19 protein-coding genes are annotated in these 17,930 nt (G+C 43.4%); 4 read left to right on the forward strand and 15 right to left on the reverse strand.

The genetic code is table 11. The features are described from left to right. The first annotated feature begins 167 nt into the window (after positions 1-167). Positions 168-695, forward strand: coding sequence for a spore coat protein GerQ (gene gerQ, locus BTA30_RS03720; RefSeq protein ID WP_076759452.1), 528 nt, complete (start codon positions 168-170; stop codon positions 693-695). A gap of 52 nt (positions 696-747) precedes the next feature. On the opposite strand, the gene BTA30_RS03725 is transcribed toward gerQ, so the two are convergent. From BTA30_RS03725 to BTA30_RS03760, 8 genes are all read right to left on the reverse strand, one after another. Beyond that, positions 748-1,893, reverse strand: coding sequence for an ABC transporter permease (locus BTA30_RS03725; protein WP_076759455.1), 1,146 nt, complete (start codon positions 1,891-1,893; stop codon positions 748-750). Then, positions 1,893-3,017, reverse strand: a complete 1,125-nt coding sequence (locus BTA30_RS03730; RefSeq protein ID WP_076759458.1) for an ABC transporter permease — start codon at positions 3,015-3,017, stop codon at positions 1,893-1,895. Before BTA30_RS03730 ends, BTA30_RS03725 begins: the two co-directional genes overlap by 1 nt. A gap of 16 nt (positions 3,018-3,033) precedes the next feature. Next, positions 3,034-3,969, reverse strand: a complete 936-nt coding sequence (locus BTA30_RS03735; protein ID WP_076759461.1) for an ABC transporter ATP-binding protein — start codon at positions 3,967-3,969, stop codon at positions 3,034-3,036. 110 nt (positions 3,970-4,079) lie between these two features. Next, positions 4,080-5,186: a sensor histidine kinase gene (locus BTA30_RS03740; protein ID WP_076759464.1), complete on the reverse strand. Its 1,107-nt coding sequence runs from the start codon at positions 5,184-5,186 to the stop codon at positions 4,080-4,082. A gap of 13 nt (positions 5,187-5,199) precedes the next feature. Continuing rightward, complete coding sequence (locus tag BTA30_RS03745) at positions 5,200-5,841, reverse strand: response regulator transcription factor (RefSeq protein ID WP_076759467.1); 642 nt, start codon at positions 5,839-5,841, stop codon at positions 5,200-5,202. A 168-nt stretch (positions 5,842-6,009) separates the two neighbouring features. Beyond that, on the reverse strand, positions 6,010-6,381 hold the full coding sequence (locus BTA30_RS03750) for a DUF423 domain-containing protein (RefSeq protein WP_076759470.1): 372 nt from the start codon (positions 6,379-6,381) through the stop codon (positions 6,010-6,012). 65 nt (positions 6,382-6,446) lie between these two features. Next, complete coding sequence (locus BTA30_RS03755) at positions 6,447-7,748, reverse strand: purine/pyrimidine permease (protein ID WP_076760248.1); 1,302 nt, start codon at positions 7,746-7,748, stop codon at positions 6,447-6,449. Positions 7,749-7,786: 38 nt separating this feature from the next. Continuing rightward, on the reverse strand, positions 7,787-8,092 hold the full coding sequence (locus tag BTA30_RS03760; protein WP_076760249.1) for a YwdI family protein: 306 nt from the start codon (positions 8,090-8,092) through the stop codon (positions 7,787-7,789). Between the two features lie 282 nt (positions 8,093-8,374). Between BTA30_RS03760 and BTA30_RS03765 the strand changes: the two genes are divergently transcribed. Continuing rightward, positions 8,375-9,757 carry an aldehyde dehydrogenase gene (locus tag BTA30_RS03765; RefSeq protein WP_076759473.1) on the forward strand — a complete coding sequence of 461 codons (1,383 nt, stop codon included), beginning with the start codon at positions 8,375-8,377 and terminating at the stop codon, positions 9,755-9,757. Between the two features lie 67 nt (positions 9,758-9,824). Here the strand turns inward: BTA30_RS03765 and BTA30_RS03770 are convergent, their stop codons facing one another. Next, positions 9,825-10,502, reverse strand: coding sequence for a uracil-DNA glycosylase (locus tag BTA30_RS03770; protein ID WP_076759476.1), 678 nt, complete (start codon positions 10,500-10,502; stop codon positions 9,825-9,827). Positions 10,503-10,516: 14 nt separating this feature from the next. Beyond that, positions 10,517-11,335, reverse strand: coding sequence for a glycosyltransferase family 2 protein (locus BTA30_RS03775; protein ID WP_076759478.1), 819 nt, complete (start codon positions 11,333-11,335; stop codon positions 10,517-10,519). Between the two features lie 239 nt (positions 11,336-11,574). On the opposite strand from BTA30_RS03775, the gene BTA30_RS03780 reads away from it, so the two are divergent. After that, complete coding sequence (locus BTA30_RS03780) at positions 11,575-12,255, forward strand: DUF421 domain-containing protein (protein WP_076759480.1); 681 nt, start codon at positions 11,575-11,577, stop codon at positions 12,253-12,255. A 171-nt stretch (positions 12,256-12,426) separates the two neighbouring features. Continuing rightward, positions 12,427-13,239 (forward strand): bifunctional hydroxymethylpyrimidine kinase/phosphomethylpyrimidine kinase, encoded by an 813-nt coding sequence (locus BTA30_RS03785; RefSeq protein ID WP_076759483.1) that lies wholly within the window; start codon positions 12,427-12,429, stop codon positions 13,237-13,239. A 41-nt stretch (positions 13,240-13,280) separates the two neighbouring features. On the opposite strand, the gene BTA30_RS03790 is transcribed toward BTA30_RS03785, so the two are convergent. The 5 genes from BTA30_RS03790 to BTA30_RS03810 all read right to left on the reverse strand — a co-directional run bounded on the left by BTA30_RS03790 (position 13,281) and on the right by BTA30_RS03810 (position 17,884). After that, complete coding sequence (locus BTA30_RS03790) at positions 13,281-13,553, reverse strand: hypothetical protein (RefSeq protein ID WP_076759486.1); 273 nt, start codon at positions 13,551-13,553, stop codon at positions 13,281-13,283. Positions 13,554-13,642: 89 nt separating this feature from the next. After that, positions 13,643-15,079: a sucrose-6-phosphate hydrolase gene (locus BTA30_RS03795; protein WP_076759489.1), complete on the reverse strand. Its 1,437-nt coding sequence runs from the start codon at positions 15,077-15,079 to the stop codon at positions 13,643-13,645. Between the two features lie 15 nt (positions 15,080-15,094). Further along, positions 15,095-16,477 carry a sucrose-specific PTS transporter subunit IIBC gene (locus BTA30_RS03800; RefSeq protein ID WP_076759491.1) on the reverse strand — a complete coding sequence of 461 codons (1,383 nt, stop codon included), beginning with the start codon at positions 16,475-16,477 and terminating at the stop codon, positions 15,095-15,097. Positions 16,478-16,723: 246 nt separating this feature from the next. Then, on the reverse strand, positions 16,724-17,554 hold the full coding sequence (locus BTA30_RS03805; protein WP_076759493.1) for a PRD domain-containing protein: 831 nt from the start codon (positions 17,552-17,554) through the stop codon (positions 16,724-16,726). Positions 17,555-17,596: 42 nt separating this feature from the next. Beyond that, positions 17,597-17,884, reverse strand: a complete 288-nt coding sequence (locus BTA30_RS03810; RefSeq protein ID WP_076759495.1) for a hypothetical protein — start codon at positions 17,882-17,884, stop codon at positions 17,597-17,599. Positions 17,885-17,930: the final 46 nt, after the last annotated feature.

A 17,930-nucleotide genomic window follows, 5' to 3' on the forward strand; every position in this document is an offset into this window, starting at 1 on the left:
ATGATGAGTCGTCATATTCCATTCCCCCGCCTCATACTGTTAAAGGGATGAGAATTGTTGATCTATCATCCTAACATCAGACCCCCAACCGTGTTTATAGCAGACTGTCTTAAACATGTACCCGTTGGAAGGTATGATTTTGACTCAATGAAATGAGGAGGAACGAAATGAAACCTAAAAAAAATCAATTTCAGCCGCTCCAAGAGCTTGAAATGCCGGATTTCCGGCAGCAAATGGGCGCCAACCCTTATCCGCAGATGGGAGGGCACATGTATCAGCAGCAAGCACAGCCGTACACACAAATGGGCGGTCAGCAAACCTATCAGCAGCCCGCCGTACAGCTGAGTCAGCCGCAGCCGGCAGGAGTCCAGGTTCCGACAATGCCTACAGGCCAGCCGACTGCTCCAAGTGTTCCCGGCATGCTGCCGCTTGAGCAATCGTATATTGAAAATATTTTGCGCCTCAACCGAGGGAAAGTTGCAACGGTATATATGACATTTGAAAACAACCCGGAATGGAATGCAAAAGTCTTTCGGGGAGAAATTGAAGCCGCCGGCCGCGACCATATCATTTTAAGCGACAGGAAAACGGGGACCCGCTATTTGCTTCTGATGGTCTATCTTGACTACATTACGTTTGATGAACCGATTACTTACGATTACCCATATTCAATGGCCTCATATACACCAAGATAAAAGGTTCGGTTTATGATAAAACCGAACCCTTTTTTTGTTTTTCCAGCGAACATTAAGCAAAGTTTCTCACATCATTATTGCGTTGAAATTTGTAAATGACGATTAAGAAAAAGCAAGCCGCAAAGGCAAACAATACCATGATATTCAAATATAAGCTTGGAAGATGCTGGCCTTCCTGCAATTTCGCAAATGTTTCCAGAACCCATTTTTGCGGAAAGAAATCGGCGATTCGCTGTACAAATGACGGCATGATCTCAATCGGCCAAAAACAGCCGGAAAGCATAATCGTCGGCATGAAGATTAAATTCCGCAAAGCTCCGGCGGACTTGGAACTGCTCGCAAAGACGACCGTGATTAACGCCAGTCCGACGGCGCTTAACGCAAATATCAGCAAAATTGCCGCCATTTCCCAAAATGGAATACCCGTTTCAATATAAAAAACATATTTCATCATCACTAGTGTAAAAAAGATTTGGAATGTGATCACAAGCATACTCACCGCTATATTTGACAAGACGTACTGCTTTGCCGTAATCGGTGTAGTCAACAGCCTGAAATAAGTTCTGTTCTCTTTTTCTTTCACTAGCAGTTCAGTCAAACTTCCTGCTGAAAAGAGCATGGCCATCAGGAGAAAACCAACCGTTCGATCCGTCATGCTTTTGTTTTTCTCCGAATCTTCAAGCTTGTGGGATGTCAACGATACTTTGGAGTTCTGGTAGTTTGTATACATGTTCTTAAACTGCTGTTGATCTCCTTGAGCAGTTTTGCCGATTGCAGCGATATTGTCAATATAATGATATAAAAACGACTTCACAAACCCTGTGATTTCAGCGCCTTTGATAGATGCAATCCCGATATGATCAGGCTTTCCGTCAATCACGCTTTGAGTAAATCCTTTATCAAATGTAATGACACAATCAAGCTCTCCCGAGGCAATTTGACTTTTCGCTTTAGAAGCATTGACCTTGCTCACATTAACATGATCCAGCCCCTTCAAAAAAGCAGCCGTGTCTGCGGTGAGCTGACTGCCGTCATAATCGACTATTCCGACCGTCACATTTGTCTTTTCACCGACGTCGTTCATCAAGAGCGATATAAAAATGCCAATTAGCGGAAGAAACAGAAACAAGATGATATTGATCTTTTTTTTAAAAGTTACATTCAATGTATTTTTCACTAACCAAAGCATTTCCTTCATTAAAGCCCTTCCCTTCTTCGTAATGAGACAACGACGATCAGCAGGAACAATACAGATAAACCCATGTTCAGAGAGATCGCGGGCCATCCCGCCGCTAAATCATTTGTATATATGATTTTTATAATGGCTTCGTTCGTCCATGTGAGAGGAGAAAGATCTTTGATGAAAGCAAAAACAGCTGCCGCATCATCAATAGGAAAATAAGCGCCCCCAACAAAAGCAACGAGCGGAATCAACACATTAATAACTGCAACTGCCGCTTCTCCCGTTTTCGTCAAATAGCTGACCCCGAGTCCAAGGCTGACGGCAAACAGCACGACGCTGAACAGCACGGCCAGCACAAGGCCGAAGTGCTCTCCCCAGTTTGCTTTAAACAAAAATTTGCTGACGGCAACGACAATCAAAATACAAATCAGATTTACCGCAAGCCCGCCAATCAGCTTTCCAGCAAAAATCTCAGCCTTATGAACAGGGGCTGCGATCAGCCGGTCAGCCGTTTTTCCGAGTCGTTCCCCGCGGATTAAGTAACTGGCGTGTAAAGCCCCGTAAAGCGCGATCAGCGTGGTCATCGTAACCGCGTAATAGTCCATAGAGCCGGGGTGTTTGTCTGAGTTGAGTGAAGTCTCTTTGATATAATCGTCATGGGAACTGTTTGCAAACGCCTCGCCTGCTTGTTTAGGGCTCACTTTGATGATCTCCGCCACGGCGTTGTACCGATTCGCAAACGCAGTCAGCATTCCTTGAATCATGCTGTTTTTAACACTGTTTTTCTCCATTTGGTAGAGCATGATTCCGCTGCTGCCGGCGATTTCAAGGTAAGCATCGTAATGACCTTGCTCGACTTCTTGTTTTCCGTCCATACCGCTTAACACTTTTTCGAAATGAACACCGGATGTTTTCGCTCCCTTTGTGAATGCTTTAAAACCTTGTGAAAATTCCCCATCCGATTGATCTTTATATAAAACATGGATATCACCGACAGAAACTTCATCATCGAAGACGTTCGTCAGTGCGGTTCCCAAAATCATAATCAGCACGATTGGAAACGCCAGCATCAATAGGAGCGTTCTTCTGTCCCGAAATGCCGATACGATTTCTTTTTTAGCAATGATGATTATATTCAAGCCATGAATCTCCTTTCTAATCGCGCAAATTCCTTCCAGTCAGTGTTAGGAATACGGTTTCCAAGTTTGGCGCTTTTTCTTCCAATGAGCGGATTTCAACGCCTTCGGCCATCAGCTGCTCTATGATCTGGTTTAAATTGTTGACGCCTGCAGCCGAGTTGATTTTTATCAGATTTTCTTCAAGTAAAACCGCCTCGACTCCACTGATGGTTTTTAACTCGCCAAGATCGATATTCTCCGCGGATTTGACAGCAATCCAAATATCTTTCGTATTGGTGATGATCGCTTTCAGCTGTTTCTTCGTCCCTTCCGCGATAATTTTTCCGTGATCGATGATAGCGATCCGTGAACAGATTTCTTCAACCTCTTCCATATAGTGGCTCGTATAAATCATCGTGCAGCCCATAGCATTTAATTTTTTGACCGATTCCAATATATAATTTCTTGAGTGGGGGTCGATGCCCACCGTCGGTTCGTCCATGATAATCAGCTTTGGCCTGTGGGCGATGGCACAGGCGATGTTCAGCCTTCTTTTCATCCCGCCTGAAAAGTTTTTCGGAAAGCTTTTCTGTTTATCGCTCAATCCGACAAACCGCAATGCTTCCTTAACGCGTTCATGCAGTTGGGAGCCCCGCAGTCCGTAGAGCCCCGCAAAAAACTTTACATTTTCATACGCCGTTAAATCCTCGTAAATAGCCAAATCCTGAGGAACAATACCAATATTCATTTTCGTGTATTTTCGATTTTCAGCGATGTTTTTGCCAAGAATATCAATCTCGCCTTCATTGCTTCGCAGCAAACTTGAGATCATATTAATGGTGGTGCTTTTGCCGGCGCCGTTTGCGCCGAGAAATCCGAATATTTCTCCCTCCGCTATTGATAATGATATATTGTCAACAGCAACAAAATCGCCAAATTTTTTCGTCAGATTTTTGATTTCTAATACATTCATATTTTCACCTCATTTTGCTTTACGAAACCATTATAAAAAAAAGATGAATCCCGCGGCAGTGCAGCAATTCACCTTTTGAACATGAGAATATTCATATTTTAAAAATGACATCATTCATGTTTCGGCAATAGTGTGTTGACGGAAAATCCGTTTGAACCGTCGACGATGACCTGACCGTTAACAGATGCAGCCCGTTCTTCCATTCCGATGATCCCCATGCCTTTCTTGATCTTCTCCTGTCCCTTCCCATTGTCTTTTACTTCGGTTTTAATAAGCGTATTCAGGACATGGATCTCGATCGATACATGTGTCGCCTTGGCATACTTCATCGTATTCGTCAGCGACTCCGTAATATTTTCAAAAATGATTTTCCACTGAATATGAGAAATCGCATCCAAATCGCCATAATGAACGAAAGAAATAGGGATTTGATGCCGGGCCGCACATTCATCTAGCAATAGCTTCAGTCTGTGGATGCCCATCTGTTCCGGAGGCGGCTTGATATTTTTTAAAGTCAATCTGATCTTTTCGATTCCGTCTTTTGAAATATTAATCGCGTTTTGCAGCAGTTCAGAAGCTTTCTCTTTGTCTGTATGAAGCAGCCGCTTCGCCGCTTCCAGCTGGATGAGTGCACCTGTCATTGAATGACCGATTTTATCATGTATTTCCTGAGACAGCCGGCTGCGTTCCTCCAATTTAAAAGTATATTCAGACTGTCTGATATACTCTTCGTTTTCATGTAAAGTCTTTGATAAGGTTTGCATATCTTTTCTCGTTTGATCGATATGATTTTCAAGCTTTTCGATTCTGGCTGCATCGTGTTCCGCCATTAAAAACAGCAAAAAATGAAAAGCGGCCGTTAATCCGTAGACAGCTGCAATGTGCCCGCCAATGAAAAAAACGGGAATGACTGATACAACAAGCATGGCCCACTTTGATCGCGGCATATTTTCTGCACATTCATAGAGATTAAGAGGCAGCAATAAAATAAATAAAGAATGGACTTCAAGGAATGAAACAGCCGAAATCATAATGGACAGGATGATTAAAACCTTTTTCGCCATTCCTTTTTTAAAAATCGCAATGGCAAGATTGACACAGAAATAAACCAGAAGGCAAAACACAAGCCACGATAAATTGACGGCTTCTGATTGTATATAGCTGTATATGATAAATCCCATTAAAATAAGCTTGCCTGACATGATTCGCAATTCCATTGTTTTCCCTCAGTTAAAAGTTTGTTTTTCCCGTTAAGTAGTAGATGGCAATTTGCGTCCGATGATCCAGCCCCGTTTTTCCCAAAATCGATGAAATATAGTTTGCAATCGTTCCTTCTGATATAAAGAGCTCTTTTGAAATCTCTTTATTTGAAAGCCCTTTGGCGATAAACCCCATAATGTCGAGTTCTCTTTCAGTAAATAGGCTTCGGTCAACCTTGAGTTCCGGCTCTTTATTTTCTTTTAAATTTGATTTAATTTTGTCAAGCACAGCATCCTGCATGACAATATGGCCGTGATATACGCTTTTAATCGCATCCCTGATTCGTTCCGGTTCGGTATTTTTCAACAAATAGCCTTTCGCACCGTTCTGTATAGCCGCCAAAATATATTCATCATCATCAAACGTCGTTAAGATTAACGGCGCTGCCCCCGTTTGTCCGGAAATCAGCTTCGCAGCTTCAACCCCATTCATATTCGGCATGCGGACATCCAGCAATGCGATGTCCACATGATGGGCGCTGCAGTAATCAACAGCTTGGCGGCCATCCTCGACTGTTGCCAATACTTCAAATTCATCGTACGTACTCAATATAATTTTCATGCCTTCTCTTATGAATGAATTGTCATCCGCTATGATCACATTGATTTTCATTGCTTTTTAAGCGGAGATCGGGTGCTCCGCACGTGCACATCCCTTCCCTAATATCAAAATGCCGAGCCGGGTCTCCGCACTTGTTAATACCATTAAATTTATCATGAAACGGTATCCGTTAAAATAAAAAATCCAATCCTTTTAACCGGATTGGATTTAAAAATCTGTTTATAAGTATTTGACCGCGGATACGGCAACCATGATCCATGCCGCGATGAACGCTACGCCTCCCAGCGGAGTGATGGCGCCGAGGACGCTGATTTGCGTGAGGCTGAGGACATATAAACTGCCGGAAAACAAGATAATACCTGCGAACATCAGCCAACCCGCAGCTGTTACACTACCCGCGCCAGTAAGTTTGCCCGCAATGAGGGCGACGGCAATTAACCCGAGCGCATGGTACATATGATACTGTACGCCGGTCTGCCAGATTTGAAGATACTTTTCCGGAATCTTCCCTTCAAGCCCATGGGCACCGAATGCCCCTAAAGCAACTGCAAGCATTGCATTTATAGAACCTAAAATTAAAAATAATTTCATGATCAATCGCCCGCCTTTCTCTACTCATCATAGCGTACACGCTCAAGATTTCAACTTTCACAGCATCATGACACGATTTTGTCAAATTTCTTTTTTCTAAGCTGCATTTGTTCGGCCGCAATCGCAATGATCGTCCCTAATACAAGTCCATTGCTCAAAATGGAAACAAAAACAGGATGCATGCCTTCCAGGGCGCTTTCAGGAACAAACATGACACCGACCCCGGCAAGCAGCGCAATTCCTATGACAAAGCGGACACGGCCGGCCTCACTCTTGCCATAAGAGTCAAATTCGGAAAATGCCATCCCAACCATCGTCGAGAACACAACGAAATTAACGGCAAAGCCGACCGGGGACGGGAGGCTTGCAAACGCGTTCATGACAAACGGAAAAAAGCTGATCAAAATGACGATGAGACTCCCCAGTAAAAACGGTTTTTTCGAGGAAATTCTCGTCGTCTGAATAAAACCGGCCGCTCCAGAAATCGGCACCGTTCCTACGGCTCCAAGCAGGCCGCTTAGCAAATGGCTGACAGAGGCGATGAACCCCGCCGGTCGAGCCCGCTTTCTTTCTTCCAGCTTCTCAAACTGCTTAACGGCTCCTTCGACCACCCGAATGCTGGCCAGCATATTGACAATTAATAAAACTGTAATAAACAAAGAAGTGACAACTAATCCGCTGTCAAACAGCGGAACCCCGTAAGGAAAGATACCAGGCAAATGAAATAGCTCATCCGTGTGTACCGGCAGCTTTGCAGCTCCAAAAACGGCGAATAAGATCCAGCCGCCAAACAGTGCGATTAAAATCGAATATTGCTTAAGAAACGGAACGTTCGACCTGCTCATCAGAAACGTTGCCAGCATAATAACACACGCAAGCAAAAAGACGGGAACATCCATCTCGTTTTTCCGGTAGCCGATCCCCATGATTCCTTTTACAATCGGTTCGCTTAACTGAATAACCAAAAGCAGTAAGTAAATCCCCGTCACCACTGGTGTAAACATCACTGCCAGCTTGTCAATAATCTTAAATAGGCTAAAGATAAAAAAGAATACCGCGCTCAGCAGCATTGCCCCTTGAAGCGCCTGAAGGGTCTCAGCATAAGCTGCGAATACAGTTCCTGTAAGCCCCGCATAAATCGTATATACTCCCCACCAAAGCCCGGCCGGACTCTCATTAATCGGCAAACGATGCCCCATCAAGCATTGAATAAAGGCGGTTGTGCCCAACACGAAAAACGTGCTTTGAATCAGTCCTGCCGTTTCCGCCTGATTCAGCTCAAACGACTGCCCGATCGCAATGGGCACCACGATAGCAGACGCAATAATAAATGCCGTCCATTGTAAAGCCCCAAAAAGCAGTTTCAAGTTCATCAACCTCTCTTTTTCAAAAAAGCAAACGGCTCCTAGAAATCAAAAATTGAGTCTCCGTTGCCGTCTTCATCATGTTTTTGTTTCTCTTTTTTTTGATATTGTTCCGCCCCGGCGGATCCCATCATTTTTTCCAGCATCAACTGGTCGCTCGAAGGCTTTTTTGTCGTTTGAACATATGGGGAAGACTGAACGGCCGGACTCTGCGGCTCAACGATGACGTCGCAAAGGGAGCGAATGACCGCAACGTGCATTTTTAAATCGTTCTCCTGCTGGCATTCCTTCGCCCTTTTTAACTCATCCTCCATCTTCTGTAGCAAGCTTGATATATGTATGTTCATCAATTCGATCCTCCAAACCGTATTCGATTTCCATTTCATTTTAACAAATTCCATTCTCTCATGCTGAATACACTTTTCTATTTTAGTCCCTGAAAAATTTCTTTTCCATACAGACCATGCTTGTCTGCCGTTTGCAAAACAAAGAAACCGCCCGCTAAACGGCATGAAAACCCTTTTTCCTTGCAGGTTGAGAAGTTGACAGCGGAACAAGCCTTCACACATAATGAAAAAAACTTAGCTTAAAAAGCAGCCTCTATTTCTAAAAATGAAAGGAAACAGAGCATGGCAGAGTGTGCAAATCGAATCGAAGCGATCATCGCTAAACAAAAACAATATTTTTCAAGCGGGGAAACGCTCGATATAAAAAAACGTCTTCAACAGCTCGACATCCTTAGACATTCATTGAAAAAATATGAGCATGACATTCTCGAGGCTCTGCACAAAGACCTCAATAAATCAGAGCATGAAGCTTATATGACGGAAATCGGCATTGTATTGGAAGAGATCCGCTTCATCAGCAAACGGTTAAAAAAGTGGGCAAAGCCGAAAAAAGCGAAAACCGCTCTTTCTCACATCGGTTCAAAAAGCATGATCATTCCCGAGCCCTATGGAACAGTCTTGATCATCGCACCGTGGAACTATCCGTTTCAGCTTGCCGTTTCGCCGCTGATTGGCGCTCTTGCGGCGGGAAATACAGCCGTTGTCAAGCCATCTGAGCTGGCTCCCTCAGTCTCAGGCGTCTTATCCAAAATCATCAAGGAAGCGTTTCCGCCTGAATGTGCAACTGTCATTGAAGGCGGAATTGAAGCCAACCAAGAGCTTTTGCGGCAGCCTTTTGACTATATTTTTTTTACAGGAAGCGTTCCCGTCGGCAAAGTTATCATGGAAGCGGCTGCCAAGCAGCTGATTCCCGTCACGCTCGAACTCGGCGGAAAAAGCCCCTGCATTGTTCACAAGGATGCCGATTTAAAACTGGCGGCTGCAAGGATCGTCTTCGGCAAGTTGACAAATGCCGGACAGACGTGCATTGCACCTGACTATCTGCTCGTTCACAAAGATATAAAACGCGAGCTGCTTCAAGCCTTAAAGCAAGCGATTCAGCGGTTCTTCGGCAATGCGCCGGAAAACAATCCGGCATACGGAAAAATCGTGAATGAACGGCATTTTGAGCGTTTAATCCGCTTGCTCCACAATGAAAATGTAGTGACCGGGGGAACATATCACAAGGACACACTCAAAATTGCACCGGCCATTATTAATGAAGCGGATTGGGAGTCCCCTGTCATGCAGGAGGAAATTTTCGGACCAATCTTACCTGTTATCGGGTATGAAACAATCGAAGATGTCATTGATCTGGTTCAGAGCCGGCCAAAACCGCTTGCTCTCTATTTGTTTACGAATGACAAATCGGTAAAGCGGCAGGTCATCAGCCGAATTTCTTTTGGCGGCGGGTGTATAAATGATACGCTGATGCATGCGGCTACTCCGTATTTGCCATTCGGAGGCGTGGGTGAAAGCGGAATCGGAAATTACCACGGCCATAACAGTTTTAAAACATTTTCCCACGAAAAAAGCATTGTAAAACAGACGAACCGGTTTGATGTTTCATTCCGTTACCCCTCATCTAAGAACGGACTGAGGATTATCAAAAAACTGCTAAAATAAATTTCCAGCGCTCCTTTACATTCCTAAACAAGCTGAGAACCGCCAAGCTTTAGCGGTTCTCCAGATTTCACATGTTAGGAATCGTCCAGTTGATCGGCTCTTCATGGATTTTTTCCAAGTATTGATTTGCCTTTGAGAACGGCCTGCTTCCGAAAAATCCGTTTCTAGCCGAAAAAGGACTTGGGTGAGGCGACTGGATAATGAAATGCTTTGAAGTATCGATTCTCTCTTTTTTCATTTGAGCGTGCCGTCCCCAAAGAATAAAGACAACCGGTTTTTCTCTCTTGTTTAAAACATCAATGACACTGTCCGTTAGCTGCTCCCAGCCTTTTCCTTTATGGGAATTCGCCTGTCCCCGCCTGACAGTGAGAACGGTGTTTAACAGCAGGACGCCTTGTTTGGCCCAGCTGACCAGCGAACCATGATTGGGTATATCCGCTCCAATATCATTTTGCAATTCTATGAAAATATTTTTTAGAGAAGGCGGCTGATTCACTCCAGGTTTTACGGAAAAACTCAAGCCATGCGCCTGTCCCGGCCCGTGGTACGGGTCCTGGCCAAGGATGACGACTTTGACCTTTTCATAGGAAGTGTAATGCAAAGCATTGTAAATATCGTTTGGCTCGGGATATACGGTGTGCTCCGCATACTCTCTTTTCAGCATTTCTCTAAGCTCTTGATAATAGGGCTTTTCAAACTCATTTTCCAGCTGTCCCCACCAGCTGTCATTCAAAATCTGTTTCAACGGTTAAGCCTCCTTTAATGAAATTGGCGTTCGTGAACAAGTCTGGAGACGACAGGCTTGCCGTCCCATACAATGTTACTTTCCGCTTCCCTCTTCCTCATTGCAGGTTCTTCAAGAAGCACAAAAAAATTTTTCGTCGGCAGCTTTCCAAGCTGATGCTTTTCACTCAAGACATCCAAATAATACTGTCTCTTGCCGCCAAGGTCGCTGGATTGATTGTCCCCTTGCTGTGAAAAAGCATATATCACGCTTGCGGCAGGAACCCTTTTCACTGTAAACTGTTCAGCTGCACGCAGGAAAAAGTCCCAGTCCCAATAATTGTGCACATCCGGATCAAAATAGCCGATTTCACTATGAAGCAAACGTTTATACATGCTTCCAGAAGGAACATATGTAGAAAATTTTCTCATTTCCTTCAAATCAAAAGAGTAGGCAAAAAGGTGCCTGTTTTTCGGAATCCTTGTATCTTCTTTTTCATCAAAAGAGACAATTTCAGCGTCTGAATATACAAAATCAGCCGTTTCCAGCGCCTTTGCCATTCTTTCCATATGACACGGAGTGAAAAAATCATCATCATCACACAGCATAATAACATCTCCTGATGCTTCTTTCACCCCTATATTTCTCGCTTTCACATGTTTCACATTTTCATCGAGATGGAGCACCTTGATCGGCAGGTCGGAATAAAGCCGCTGAACAATGTCGACTTTCTCGCCCGCATCATTTACGATGATGACTTCAAATGGTTTCATGGACTGTTTTGCAATGGATTCAAGCAATTCACACAAAGCGGGAATCCGATTGTGAGTTACGATTACGATCGATATCTTCATGTTTGCAATATGCGCTCCTTCTTACATCATTTCTTTTCCCATTATAAATCACAAAACGAACAATTTGATATGAACCAAAGTAGGACATTTTAAAATTTCCTCATTTTTTACTTAAATGGATATTTAGTATGAAATATGATGCTATCCAAACGAGCCAAAAAGGATTAGGTATGAAATGAATAAACAATTGGAAATATAAAAGTTAATCATTAGCAGAACAGATTGGGGTATTTCAATATATGAAAATCATCGATCTTACGATTGAACTGATAACAGGATTTATATTTCTTTTTATCATCATCAAATTTGTCGGCAAGAAAATCATCGATCAGATTACACCCTTCACTTTTATCGCATCTGTTGTGTTGGGGGAATTGCTGGGAAATGCATTATACGACAGTCAAACCGGCGTTTTTTATGTCATTTACTCAATGGCGTTATGGGGTCTCTTACTCTTTGCGACCGAATTTCTTACACAAAAGTTTCTATCTTTTCGCAGATTATTCGAGGGAAAGCCGTCTGCTCTTATTAAAAATGGGAAAGTCGATCGTGAAGAACTGAAAAAAAACCGAATGAATATCAACCAATTGCAAAGCTTGCTTCGGCAAAGTGAAACGTTTTCGATTCGGGAAGTCGCTTTTTGTTATTTAGAGGCTAATGGTTCAATCAGCATCTTAAAAAAGTCAAAATATCAAAAAACAACTCAGGAAGACTTCAATATGCCTTTACAACCCGTTCATGTACCAGTCACTCTAATACGAGACGGCAAAGTCCTATGGGAGGAATTAAATGATCTAGACTTTACTGAAGCTTGGTTAAAATCGCAAATCAAATCTCAAGGTGTTTCACCTGACTATCAAAATATTTTTTTAGCTGAATGGTTGGAAGGCGACGGACTTTTAGTACAAACTTTCAAATAAGGATACAGCTGATCATCCGCAGTACAATTCAGCCAAATAATCAAGTCTATTGCAAACCTTGGAATAAATGAAACCTGGTATCCATGATTTGTGATCATATGAAAAGCTGTCTATAATAAAAACTAAACCAATCTATGGATGGAATCTCTTATGGTGGAGGATTGACTGAACATGACAATGCACAAAGCGCTGACAATTGCCGGCTCTGACTCAAGCGGAGGTGCCGGGATTCAGGCAGATTTAAAAACATTCCAGGAAAAGAACGTATACGGAATGACGGCCCTCACGGTTGTCGTCGCCATGGACCCTGAAAACAATTGGAACCATCAGGTATTCCCAGTTGATACAGAAGTCATTCGCGCCCAGCTGTCTACCATCGTGGACGGAATCGGAGTTGATGCGATGAAAACGGGAATGCTTCCAACCGTTGACATTATTGAGCTGGCGGCAAAAACGATCAAAGAGCACAACATGAAAAATGTCGTCATCGACCCTGTCATGGTATGCAAAGGAGCAAACGAAGTGCTGTATCCGGAACATGCGAAGGCTTTGCGGGAACTTCTGGCCCCTCTTGCTACCGTTATTACGCCAAACCTTTTTGAGGCTGGCCAGCTCAGCGGCCTCGGCGAAATTAAAACCGTTGAACAAATGAAGGAAGCGGCTAAAGCCATTCATGGCCTTGGCGCCAAACATGTCCTCATTACAGGCGGCGGCAAACTCGAACATAAACATGCAGTCGACGTTTTATTTGACGGCCAAGATGCCGAAGTCTTAGAAGGGGAAAGAATTGATACTCCATACACCCATGGAGCGGGCTGCACTTACTCTGCGGCCATCACGGCTGAACTCGCCAAAGGCTCCAGTGTGAAGAAGGCCATTTATTCAGCGAAAGAATTTATAACGGAGGCGATCCGCGAATCGTTCCGTTTAAATGAATACATCGGACCGACGAAACACTCCGCTTGGCGGCTTAGCGGCAAGTGAGCAAAAAGAACCCCTTTCACTTTTTAAGTAAAAGGGGTCTTTCAGCTTTCCCGTTTTGTTTTTAGATTTCTGGCCGAGGATCTTAAAAAAGACTCAATTGATTCAACAAAAAGAGCGTATTCTTTCATTTGTTCATAAGTGTTTGAAAGCTTTTTTTGCACTTGTTCATCATTCGGAATTGTTTTATCTTCAATGTCGCTGATCAGCTTCTTCACCTGAAGGAGCAAATCACGATACTCTTCCCTCGTATCCTCAATATGATCTGCTATTTTTTTTAGCTCCATTACTGTCAACTTCTGATGATCTTGATCCAAAAAAACAACCCCTTTACAACTGCACAGTATCTAAAAAAAGCATATCACAAAGGGATTGTACAGGAAATAGGAAGAGGCTGGTTTCCCCTTTAAGACATCGTCCAGGAAGTTACATTTATTATGATGTCTTTTCTGGCGATGATCCAAACATGATTATTTCCCGGGTAAGGAAAATATCGCGCAGAAAATACTTCTTCCCCGCCATTGACGAAAATTTCAATCGAAGACGAATCTAAGAAGATGTTTAAATCCCGAAGCTCATTCAAACGGCAATGCCTTACTTCCGTACTTTCATCAACACAGCTGTTTCTTTCCAGTGTGAGAGTACCGTCCGCTTTGTTGTATATCAGGCGGGCCGCCCCTCTAAAGGAAACCTCAAACCCTTCTTCAATCAGTTGCGGGGTGATGAACAACTCTGTTTTTTCAGGATGGTCGATGTCCAGCTTTTCGGCAGCTTGATGAAGTGAGACTTTAGTATTTTTTTCATCTCGGCGCAGCGTTCTGAGCTCTTGAATCGGTTTTTGAATCAGCTTGTCATTGTTTAAAGTTAATTCCCTGGGCAATGTCATGCAATGAACCCATTGGTTCGGAATTGTCGGGTGATGCTGTTCATTCTGATCAGGGACGCCCATCCAGGCAACTAAAATCCGCCGGCCTGATTCGTCCTTTGTTGTCTGAGGCGCATAAAAATCAAAACCCCGGTCAAGCTCTTCAAATTCTCCATGCTTAAACTCTGGTTTCCGCTCATCTAATTCTCCTACAAAATATCCCGACTGATGAGCGTTTTGATAATGGAAGCCTTCCGCTTTTAAACCTTGCGGGCAGACAATCAAGACATCTTTGCCGCCAAGCGATATCACATCCGGGCATTCCCACATATATCCAAATTCATCAAGCTGTTCTGTATTTGAACCGGTAATGTCGCCAAGGAATGACCATTCCTTCAGGTTCGTTGAAGTAAATAGAACCGCCCGGCCTTCAAGGCGTTCTGTCTGTGCGCCGAGCACCATATACCAGCGCCCGTTCTTTTTCCAAACCTTCGGATCGCGGAAATGAGCCGTGTACCCTTCGGGAAGCCTTGCGACAACCCCCTGCTTTTCAAAAGAGATGCCATCCTTGGAAACGGCGAGGCATTGGTAGGTTTCACGGCCCCCCTCTTCATCCCTGACATTTCCTGTGTAGAAAACGTGCAGCAGATCGTTTTCAGCAACCGCACTCCCTGAATAGCATCCGTTTTTGTCATACCAATCGCTCGGTGTGAGGGCGATCTCTTCGTGACGCCAGTTGACAAGGTCTTCAGAGGAATAATGACCCCAAAACTTTGCCCCATGTCCTGTTTTAAAAGGCATCCACTGATAAAACAGGTGGTAAACCCCTTTCCACTGAATGAATCCGTTTGGATCATTCAGCAGTCCGACAGGAGGCATGATATGATAATACAGCCGGTAGGGGTCAAGGTTGACAATATCCTGATATTCCTTAACCCGATTCATCGCTTTCTCGCGAAGTTCTTGATCTTGATTCATGATATTAACCCTCCATTAGCTCTTTTTCTCGTCTTCTTTAATACCTAAGAAAAAGGCTGTGATAAAGGCAACAAAAACGGCAATGGCCATTCCGATTAAATAATTGATGAGGTTGCCCATTCCGAGCGGAGCGACAATCGCAATCATTGGAATTCCTGTCAAACCGTAGGCATTTGCAGCAACATTCATAAAGACAACATATGCTGCACCTAGTGCTCCCCCCGCCATTGCGGCGATAAACGGCTTGCGGTAACGGAGATTGACACCGAAAATAACAGGTTCAGTAATGCCCAGGAATGCTGAGAAAGCAGCAGGTAAAGCAATTTCTTTTGTTTTCGCACGTTTTGCCATAAAGAATACGGCAAGCCCAGCTCCGCCTTGCGCGACATTGGCCATAGACCAGATCGGAAGCAAGTAGTTTCGTCCGATATCAGCGATAAGGCCGGCCTCAATCGCATGGAAACTATGATGAACACCAGTTAAAACGATAAGCGAGTAAGTCCCTCCAAATACAAGTCCAGCGACAGGTCCAGCAAAATCATACACAGAAGTTAAGACGTTTGTGATCCCTGTACCAAGCAGTCTTCCTAAAGGACCAATCGCAATAAACGCAATGAATCCTGTTGAAATAATGGTTACAAATGGTGTTACTAAAAGATCGATCGCATTTGGAACGATCTTTCTTACTCCTTTTTCGATTTTACTCATCACATACACGGCAAGCAAAATGGGAACAACGGTTCCTTGATAGCCAAGCATCTCAATATTGAGACCGTAAAAATTCATCACATCTGGTGACGCAGTTGCCAACCCCCAAGGATTGAACAAGCTCGGGTGAATTAAAATCCCTCCGAGAACAGCCCCTAAATAAGGATTGCTGCCAAATTCTTTCGCAGCACTGACACCGATCAAGATCGGAAGGATAATAAATGCCGCACTTGAGAACATATCGAGCATGATATATAGTGCTGCGTCAGGGTCGACCCAATTAAACGCCTTCATCATTCCCAACAGACCCATCAATAAACCGCTTGCAACAATTGCCGGAATAATCGGTACAAAAATATTTGACAGCGTTTTCGCAAACCGTGCTAAAGGATTCATTTTACCCTTTGCAGCTTCACTGTGCTGAACTGTTTCTTTTTGATCAAGATTCAGTTCTTTGGCAAACTGTTCATACACTTTATTGACAAGCCCTGTCCCAAAAATAATCTGGTATTGACCTGAGCTGGAAAAAGCTCCTTTGACGCCTTCAAGCTCTTCAACCTTTTCTTGGTCGATCTTCGCTTCGTCCTTTATCACTAAACGCAGCCTCGTCGCACAATGTGCAGCGCTGATGATGTTATCTTCTCCGCCAAGTAGCTGAATGAGACGTTCGGCAATTTCTTTGTGATTCATGATGACTCCTCCTTTTTGTTTAAAAAAAAGCAGAAAAGGCCTAAAATTCACCAATGAATTCGGGACTAAAGATCCCCATTCATATAAGCAAATTTTAGGTCTTGCCTGCTTTACCAGTCACAATCCCCGGTATTTATTTTTAATACGCTTTCATTTTATTATGTGATAACGCTTTCGTCAACTGTTTTTTTCATTTTCTGTGAAAATTGATCTAAAAAAAGCCTGATCGCGCGTTATCAGGCGGTATTACCTATAGGAATCATTTAAACGCTGGACATGCAGCGTAATATATCCGACTTCTGATTCCGGAAGATGAAGGTCATATTCAGTTTTTACGTAATCCGCCAGCCCTGCCGCACATCGGTATGATTCAGGATACTTTTGCTGGATGAAATAAAGCATGTCATCGTCCATTACGTGAAACGCTTCATTTGATTCCAGCCGATTGATTGCATACCTCAGATGTGTGACAAGACGCTGATATGAGATGCTGTTTTCATCAATCTTCTGATTGAAGCAGCATTCGATTTTTTCTATCAGTTCTTTGATGATGTTCGTGTATTTCAGCGTTTTCTGCATGTTTTCCGCATCCATTTTTGCGGTATGAATATGCAGTGCGATATAACCCGCTTCATCATCAGGCAAATCGATATCCAATTTTTCTTTGATTAAATCGATTGCCCAGAGTCCGATCTCATATTCTTTTTTATAAAGCGCTTTAATTTCATTTAATAATTTATTTTGAACAACAAATCCTTTGCGGATTCGTTCAATTGCAAATGATAAATGATCCACAAGGGCGATGTGGATATGATCGCTCAGCGGTGCGGACAGCTGCCCTTCCGCATAGCTGATAATCTCTTCGGCAACTTCAATATGTTCTTCCGGAAGTGTTTCGAGGATTTGTTTAAACTTTTCATTTTCTTCATGAATGGTAAAAATCTTCTCTACCTTATTTCTCAAGATGGTGTCATTTTTACCTTTTTGAAAAGCGATTCCAGGCCCCATGACAATTTTCTCCTGACCCTCCTCCTTTATGATTGCTGCATTGTTGTTTAATACTTTATAGATTTTCAAGGCTTTCACCCACTTCCCATTATGAGTGGGATTTTACCTTGTTTATGCGCACATGTAAAGTGCGGGTCCGGCTCTCACCCTTTTCACCGCTTTTTTACAGCCCTCCTGAATTCTATCTTTTCGCAAACCGCCGATCCTCTCTCTCTGATATTTTGAAGACCGTTCTTCTTTCTCCACAACCGCTTCAGAAAAGCCGCCAGAAAAAGCTTCAGCTTGTTGATATGTAATGCCAGCTGAAGTTAAAGCCTTCACCTGACTCTCTCTGACAGGCATCACCCAATTCAGCAGCACGGCTGCCCATAATTTCATAAATGAGATAAAGCCTTTCACACAAATCCCTCCAATTTCAAATTTTTAAAACCTAGCAAGTCTATTA

The organism is Bacillus swezeyi (genome assembly GCF_001969815.1).
Lineage (GTDB): Bacteria > Bacillota > Bacilli > Bacillales > Bacillaceae > Bacillus > Bacillus swezeyi.